The sequence below is a fragment of the Polaromonas sp. CF318 genome (assembly GCF_000282655.1).
GTDB lineage: Bacteria > Pseudomonadota > Gammaproteobacteria > Burkholderiales > Burkholderiaceae_C > Polaromonas.
Window position 1 is genome coordinate 1 of the sequence record NZ_AKIV01000031.1, and the last position, 6,984, is coordinate 6,984.

Below are 6,984 nucleotides of genomic sequence, written 5' to 3' on the forward strand. Positions count from 1 at the left end.
GGCCGCCGGCGACCGGCTGCAGCTCAGCGGGCCGCACAACCATTTCCCGCTGGACCTCAACGCGCCGGCCTACCTGCTGGTGGCCGGCGGCATAGGTATCACGCCGCTGCTGGGCATGGCCCAGTCGCTGGCCGGGCGCTGCGCGCCATCGGGCCGGCCGCTGCGTATGCTGTACGGCGTGCGCAGCGAAGCCGAGCTGGCTTACGGCCAGGCGCTGCAGGCCTGCCTGGGCCCGCGGCTGCATGCGGCCGTCGACGCGCGCATCGATTTCGCCGCCGAGATCGCGGCCTTGCCGGCCGGTGCGCAAATGTATGTCTGCGGCCCCGTGCCCATGCTGGACGCGGCGCGCCATGCCTGGGAAGCCTCGGGCCGGCCGGCGACCGACCTGCGTTATGAGACCTTCGGCAATAGCGGACGCCTGGCGCCGCAGGCCTTTCGTGTGCGGATTCCACGCCACGCGCTGGACATCACCGTACCGGCCGACTGCAGCCTGCTGGACGCGCTGGAGCAGGCCGGTGTGGAAGCCGTGTCCGACTGCAAGCGCGGCGAGTGCGGCCTGTGCACGCTGGACGTGCTGGCGCTGGACGGCGAGATCGACCATCGCGACGTCTTTCTGAGCGAACATGAGAAACAGGGAAACACACGGCTGTGCGCCTGCGTCTCGCGCGTGGTCGGCTCGGTGACGCTGGATTCTTCCTACCGGCCCGATGCTTGAGCGAACTTGAAAATGAGGGCGCAACTTGTGTGCGATCAACAGGCCATGTGCGCGATGATCGCGCAACGCCGCCGCACCGGAGCCCCACCGGGAAACGGCAAGCGCCAGAATAAAAGCCCATGGCGTTCGTATGAAGAACATTTGTGCTGATAGCGCACTCAGACTAGACTCGCAGCGTTTTGCGGCCAAATGCCAGGAAGCCGCGGCCCGCCGGTTTGAACGCGGCGTCCGACACTGAGAGAAATTACCAGGAGACAAGCATGAAAAAACGTACCTTCCTCACCGCCGCCGCGCTGTCGGCCGCAGCCCTTGCCGCCGCCCCGGCGCTGGCCCAGGACAATACCTTCAAGATAGGCCTGATCCTGCCGATGACGGGCCAGCAGGCCACCACTGGCCGGCAGATCGAGGCGGCCGCGCGGCTTTACATGGCGCAGAACGGCGACACCGTGGCGGGCAAGAAGATACAGCTGATCGTGAAGGACGACACCTCGCTGCCGGACACCACGCGCCGCCTCGCGCAGGAGCTGGTGGTCAATGACAAGGTCAATGTGCTGGCCGGCTTCGGCATCACGCCCTCGGCCCTGGCCACCGCACCCATCGCGACGCAGTCCAAAACGCCCATGGTGGTGATGGCGGCGGCGACCTCCAGCATCACGCAGGCCTCGCCCTACATCGTGCGCAGCAGTTTCACTTTGCCGCAGGTCTCGGTCGCGCTGGCCGATTGGGCGCCCAAGAACGGCATCAAGAAAGTGGTCACGCTGGTGTCCGACTACGGCCCCGGCATAGACGCCGAAAAATTCTTCAAGGACCGCCTGACCTTCAACGGCGGCGAGGTGACCGACGCGCTGCGCGTGCCGCTGCGCAACCCGGACTTCGCGCCCTTCCTGCAAAAGGTGCGGGACAACAAACCCGACGCGCTGTTCGTCTTTGTGCCCTCGGGCGCGGGCGCCGCGGTGATGAAGCAATTCCTCGAGCGCGGCCTGGACAAGGCCGGCATACGGCTGATCGCCACCGGCGACGTGACGGACGACGACCAGCTCAACGACATGGGCGACGGCGCGCTGGGCGTGGTCACCTCGCACCACTACTCGGCGGCGCATCCCTCGGCCGTGAACAAGAAGTTTGTGGAGGCTTTTTCCAAGGCCAACAAGGGCTTGCGCCCCAACTTCATGGCGGTCGGCGGCTATGACGGCATGCGCGTGATTTACGAAGCGCTCAAAACCAGCAAGGGCCAGGGCGGCGGCGACGCGCTGCTCGCAGCCATGAAGGGCCAGCTGTTTGAAAGCCCGCGCGGCAAGATCTTCATCGACGCGCAGACGCGCGACATCGTGCAGGACGTCTACCTGCGCAAGGTCGAGAAGAAGGACGGCCAGCTTTACAACGTGGAATTTGACGTGATCAAGGACGTCAAGGACCCAGGGAAGAGCAAATAACCCCCCGAAGCGCCGCTTCGCGGCGCCTCCCCCCCTGCTGGGGGCAAGCTCTGCGGCCCGGCAAAGCCGGTTCCGCGCCCTTCCTTGGAATAGGCTCCTTCAAGCAAACACGGATCATCCGGCAAAAGCATGCTGACCCTTCTTTTCGACGGTATCGCCTACGGCATGCTGCTGTTCATCCTGGCGGTGGGCTTGGCGGTGACCATGGGTTTGATGAATTTCATCAACCTCGCGCACGGCGCCTTCGCCATGGCCGGCGGCTATATCACCGTGCTGCTGATGCAGCATTTCGGCGTGCCGTTTTTGCTGTGCCTGCCGCTGGCCTTTATCGGCTCGGCGCTGCTGGGCGCCGTACTGGAGCGCACGCTGTACCGGCCGCTGTACAACAAGCCGCACCTGGATCAGGTGCTGTTTTCGATAGGCCTGGTATTCATGGCGGTGGCCAGCGTGGACTACTTCGTCGGTTCGACGCAGCAGATCGTGCAGCTGCCGCAATGGCTCAAGGGCCGCACCGAGATCGGCAGCGGTGCCTGGATGCTGGGCATGGGCCACTACCGGCTGTTCATCATCGCGGTCTGCGCGGCGCTGACGGTGGGCCTGCAATACCTGCTGGCGCGCACGCGCTTCGGCAGCCGCCTGCGCGCCTCGGTGGACGACCAGCGCGTGGCGGCCGGCCTGGGCATCAATGTCAACGTCGTGTTCCTCTCGACCTTCGCCGTGGGCTCGGGCCTGGCCGGCCTGGGCGGCGCGCTGGGCGCCGAGGTGCTGGGCCTGGACCCGGGCTTTCCGCTCAAGTTCATGATTTATTTCCTGATCGTGGTGGCCGTGGGCGGCACCTCGTCGATCACGGGGCCGCTGCTGGCCGCGCTGCTGCTGGGCATCGCCGACGTGGCGGGCAAGTACTACATCCCCAAGCTGGGCGCCTTCATCGTCTACAGCCTGATGATCGTGATCCTGATCTGGCGGCCGCAGGGCCTCTTTGTGCGCAAGGGAGGCAAATAGATGAACGCCCAGACTTCGCTGCTTAAAAGCAGCCGCTGGAAACCCTGGGAGCCGGTGCTCTGGCTCATCGCCTTCGCCGCACCGGTGCTGATGCCCAGCCATGCCTCCCTCATCAACGAGATCGCCATCGTCGCGCTGTTCGCGGTGTCGCTGGACCTGGTGCTGGGTTACACCGGCATCGTCTCGCTGGGCCATGCGGCCTTCTTCGGCATAGGCGGTTATGCGGCGGCGCTGTTCGCCAAGCTGGTCATGCCCGACCCGCTGCTGGGGCTGGCCGTGGGCATCACCACGGCCACGTTGCTGGGCGCGGTCTGTTCGCTGACCATTCTGCGCGGCAGCGACCTGACGCGGCTGATGGTGACGCTGGGCGTGGCGCTGATTTTGCTGGAGCTGGCCAACAAGCTGGACTGGCTGACCGGCGGCGCCGACGGCCTGCAGGGCGTGGTCATGGGCCCGCTGCTGGGCCGCTTCGAATTCGACCTCTCGGGCCGCACGGGTGCCTATTACTCGCTGGCCGTACTGCTCATCCTGTTTATGCTGATGCGTCGCCTGGTGCATTCACCGCTGGGCGCGACGCTCAAGGCGATACGCGACAACCGCCTGCGCGCCATGGCCATCGGCATTCCGGTCGCATCCCGGCTGGCGGTGGTTTACACGGTGGCGGCCGGCGTGGCCGGGGCGGCCGGGGCGCTGCTGGCGCAGACCACCGGCTTTGCCTCGCTGGACTTGTTCGAGTTCCACCGCTCGGCCGACGTGCTGCTGATCCTGGTGGTGGGCGGCGTGGGCTGGCTCTATGGCGGCGTGGCCGGGGCGATTGTGTTCAAGCTGATGCAGGATGCGCTCTCGTCCATCACGCCGCAGTACTGGACCTTCTGGATAGGCCTTTTCCTGGTGGTGCTGGTGCTGGTGGGCCGCGAGCGCCTGGTCCGGCCCTGGACCTGGCTGCCGCGGCGCGGAGGCCGGCCATGAGCGCCCAGGACGCGGTGCTGTCCGCGCAAGGCCTGGTGATGCGCTTCGGCGGCATCGCCGCCACCAACAATGTGAGCCTGAACCTGCGGCGCGGCGCGCGCCATGCGCTGATAGGCCCCAACGGCGCGGGCAAGACCACGCTGGTCAACCTGCTGACGGGCGTGCTGCAACCCACCGAGGGCCGCATCGTCCTCGAAGGCGAGGACATCACGCGGCTGGCGCCGCACCAGCGCGTCAAGCGCGGCATGGTGCGCACCTTCCAGATCAACCAGCTGTTCGACTCGCTCACGCCGCTGCAGACGCTGGCGCTGGTTGTCTCGCAGCAGGCCGGCCTGGGCGCGAAGTGGTGGCAGGCACTGGGCCGTAACCGGGCCGTGGCCGAACGCTGTGAGCAATTGCTGGAACAGTTTCACCTGACGGAGGTGATGGACCAGCCGACCCGCGTGCTGGCCTACGGCAAGCGCCGCCTGCTGGAGATCGCCGTGGCGCTGGCCTGCGAGCCGCGCGTGCTGCTGCTGGACGAACCCGTGGCGGGCGTGCCGGCCGGCGAGCGCGAGGAACTGCTGCAAACCGTGGCCGCGCTGCCCGCCGACGTTTCCGTGCTGCTGATCGAGCACGACATGGACCTGGTGTTCAGTTTCGCCACCACCATGACGGTGCTGGTCAACGGCACGCTGCTGACCGAGGGCACGCCCGAGCAGATTGCGGCCGACCCGCAGGTCAAGGCGGTCTACCTGGGCCATGGCGAGGAGGTGGCCCATGGCTGAGCTGCTCAAGGTCGACAAACTGCGCGCCGGCTACGGCGAGGCGGTGGTGCTGCACGAGGTCTCGTTCACACTGGGTGAAGGCCAGACCCTCGCGCTGCTGGGCCGCAACGGCACCGGCAAGACCACGCTGATCAACACCCTGGCGGGCGCAACGCGCCAGCACGGCGGGTCCATTTCCTTCGGCGCAGGGCCGGCCATGGTGGCGCTGCACCAGTTGCCCTCGCACGAACGCGCAGCCAGCGGCATAGGCTGGGTGCCGCAGGAGCGCAACATCTTCAAGTCGCTGACGGTGCACGAGAACCTGACGGCGGTGGCGCGGCCGGGCAAATGGAACCCCGACGGGGTGTACGCGATGTTCCCGCGCCTGGCCGAGCGCAAGACCAACCTGGGCACGCAGCTGTCGGGCGGCGAGCAGCAGATGCTGGCCGTGGGCCGGGCGCTGGTGCTCAACCCCAGGCTGCTGCTACTCGATGAACCGCTGGAAGGCCTGGCGCCCATCATCGTGGAGGAGCTGCTGCGCGCCATACGCCGCATCACGCGCGAGGAGGGCCTGAGCGCCATCATCGTGGAGCAGCACCCGCAGGCCATCCTGGCGATTTCCGACAGCGCCGTGGTGCTGGACCGCGGCATGGTGGTGCACACGGGCACGGCCCAGGCGCTGCGCGAGCAGCCCGAGCGCCTGGACCAGTTGCTGGGCGTGGCGCGCTGAGCGGCCGGGCCGCCGGCCCGGCCACCTGTTCTGTATTTCGCGCTTAAAGCGTTCAAAAAACATCTACGCGCCGTTATCGTGAACCAGCTTCACGGCAACACGGCTTTCCATGCCCAAAAGTCAAAAGCGATCCACCTTTTTGCGTAGATTCACTTACTAGGGTTTTCCCCTCCAACGGCCTACAATCGCAGACCCTTACAAGAAATTGACGGTCATCCGACCGTTCCCGCTGGAGACCCTGCTGATGCTGACCCCCCCCGCCGCGACGCCTGCCGACCGTGAAGAAAAACGCGCTGAACTGCGCCGCGCCGCGCTTGAATACCACGAGTTTCCGACCCCCGGCAAGGTGGCCATCGCAGCGACCAAGCAGCTGACCAACCAGCGCGACCTGGCTTTGGCTTACTCCCCCGGCGTTGCGGCGCCCTGCGAGGAAATCGTCAAGGACCCGAACAACGCCTTCAAATACACCAGCCGCGGCAACCTGGTGGCCGTGGTGACCAACGGCACCGCCGTGCTGGGCCTGGGCGACATCGGCCCGCTGGCCTCCAAGCCGGTCATGGAAGGCAAGGGCGTGCTGTTCAAGAAGTTCGCCGGCGTCGACGTGTTCGACATCGAGATCGACGAAAAAGACCCGGCCAGGCTGGTCGACATCATCGCCTCGCTGGAGCCGACCTTCGGCGCCATCAACCTGGAAGACATCAAGGCGCCCGACTGCTTTTATGTGGAGCGCGAGTTGCGCAAGCGCATGAAGATCCCGGTGTTCCACGACGACCAGCACGGCACGGCCATCACGGTCGGCGCGGCGGTGCTCAATGCGCTCAAGGTGGTCGGCAAGGGCCCCGGCCAGGTCAAGCTGGTGACTTCCGGCGCGGGCGCGGCGGCGCTGGCCTGCCTGAACCTGCTGCTCAAGCTGGGCATACAGCGCGAAAACGTGTTCGTGACCGACCTGGCCGGCGTGGTCTATGAAGGCCGCACCGAGCTGATGGACGAGGACAAGATCCAGTTCGCGCAGAAGACCGACGCGCGCACCCTGGGCGAGGTGATCGCGGGCGCGGACATTTTCCTGGGCCTGTCGGCCGGCGGCGTGCTCAAGAAGGACATGGTCGCCAAAATGGCGGCCAAGCCCATCATCCTGGCGCTGGCAAACCCGAATCCCGAGATCACGCCCGAGGACGTCAAGTCCGTGCGCGACGACGCCATCATGGCGACCGGCCGCACCGACTATCCCAACCAGGTCAACAACGTCCTGTGCTTTCCTTATATCTTCCGCGGCGCGCTGGATGCCGGCGCCTCCACCATCACCGTCGAGATGGAAATCGCGGCCGTGCATGCGATCGCCGAACTCGCGCAGGCCGAGCAGAGCGAGGTCGTGGCGGCCGCCTATGTGGG

Annotated in this window: 7 protein-coding genes; all 7 read left to right on the plus strand. The window is 66.4% G+C overall.

Annotated features, from left to right (window positions below):
* Window positions 1-715, plus strand: a 715-nt coding sequence (locus PMI15_RS04225) for a PDR/VanB family oxidoreductase (RefSeq protein WP_007864170.1), incomplete at its 5' end; no start/stop codon positions are given.
* A gap of 260 nt (window positions 716-975) precedes the next feature.
* The gene (locus PMI15_RS04230) at window positions 976-2,148 is read left to right on the plus strand and encodes an ABC transporter substrate-binding protein (RefSeq protein WP_007864174.1); all 1,173 of its coding nucleotides are present in this window, start codon (window positions 976-978) and stop codon (window positions 2,146-2,148) included.
* Window positions 2,149-2,277: 129 nt separating this feature from the next.
* Window positions 2,278-3,150, plus strand: coding sequence for a branched-chain amino acid ABC transporter permease (locus tag PMI15_RS04235; protein WP_007864177.1), 873 nt, complete (start codon window positions 2,278-2,280; stop codon window positions 3,148-3,150).
* Window positions 3,151-4,119 (plus strand): branched-chain amino acid ABC transporter permease, encoded by a 969-nt coding sequence (locus PMI15_RS04240; protein WP_007864181.1) that lies wholly within the window; start codon window positions 3,151-3,153, stop codon window positions 4,117-4,119.
* Window positions 4,116-4,886, plus strand: coding sequence for an ABC transporter ATP-binding protein (locus PMI15_RS04245; RefSeq protein WP_007864184.1), 771 nt, complete (start codon window positions 4,116-4,118; stop codon window positions 4,884-4,886). Before PMI15_RS04240 ends, PMI15_RS04245 begins: the two co-directional genes overlap by 4 nt.
* Window positions 4,879-5,595, plus strand: coding sequence for an ABC transporter ATP-binding protein (locus tag PMI15_RS04250; RefSeq protein WP_007864186.1), 717 nt, complete (start codon window positions 4,879-4,881; stop codon window positions 5,593-5,595). The genes PMI15_RS04245 and PMI15_RS04250 overlap by 8 nt, the downstream gene beginning before the upstream one ends.
* 244 nt (window positions 5,596-5,839) lie before the next feature.
* A partial coding sequence (locus PMI15_RS04255; RefSeq protein ID WP_007864188.1) for a malic enzyme-like NAD(P)-binding protein occupies window positions 5,840-6,984 on the plus strand: 1,145 nt, incomplete at its 3' end.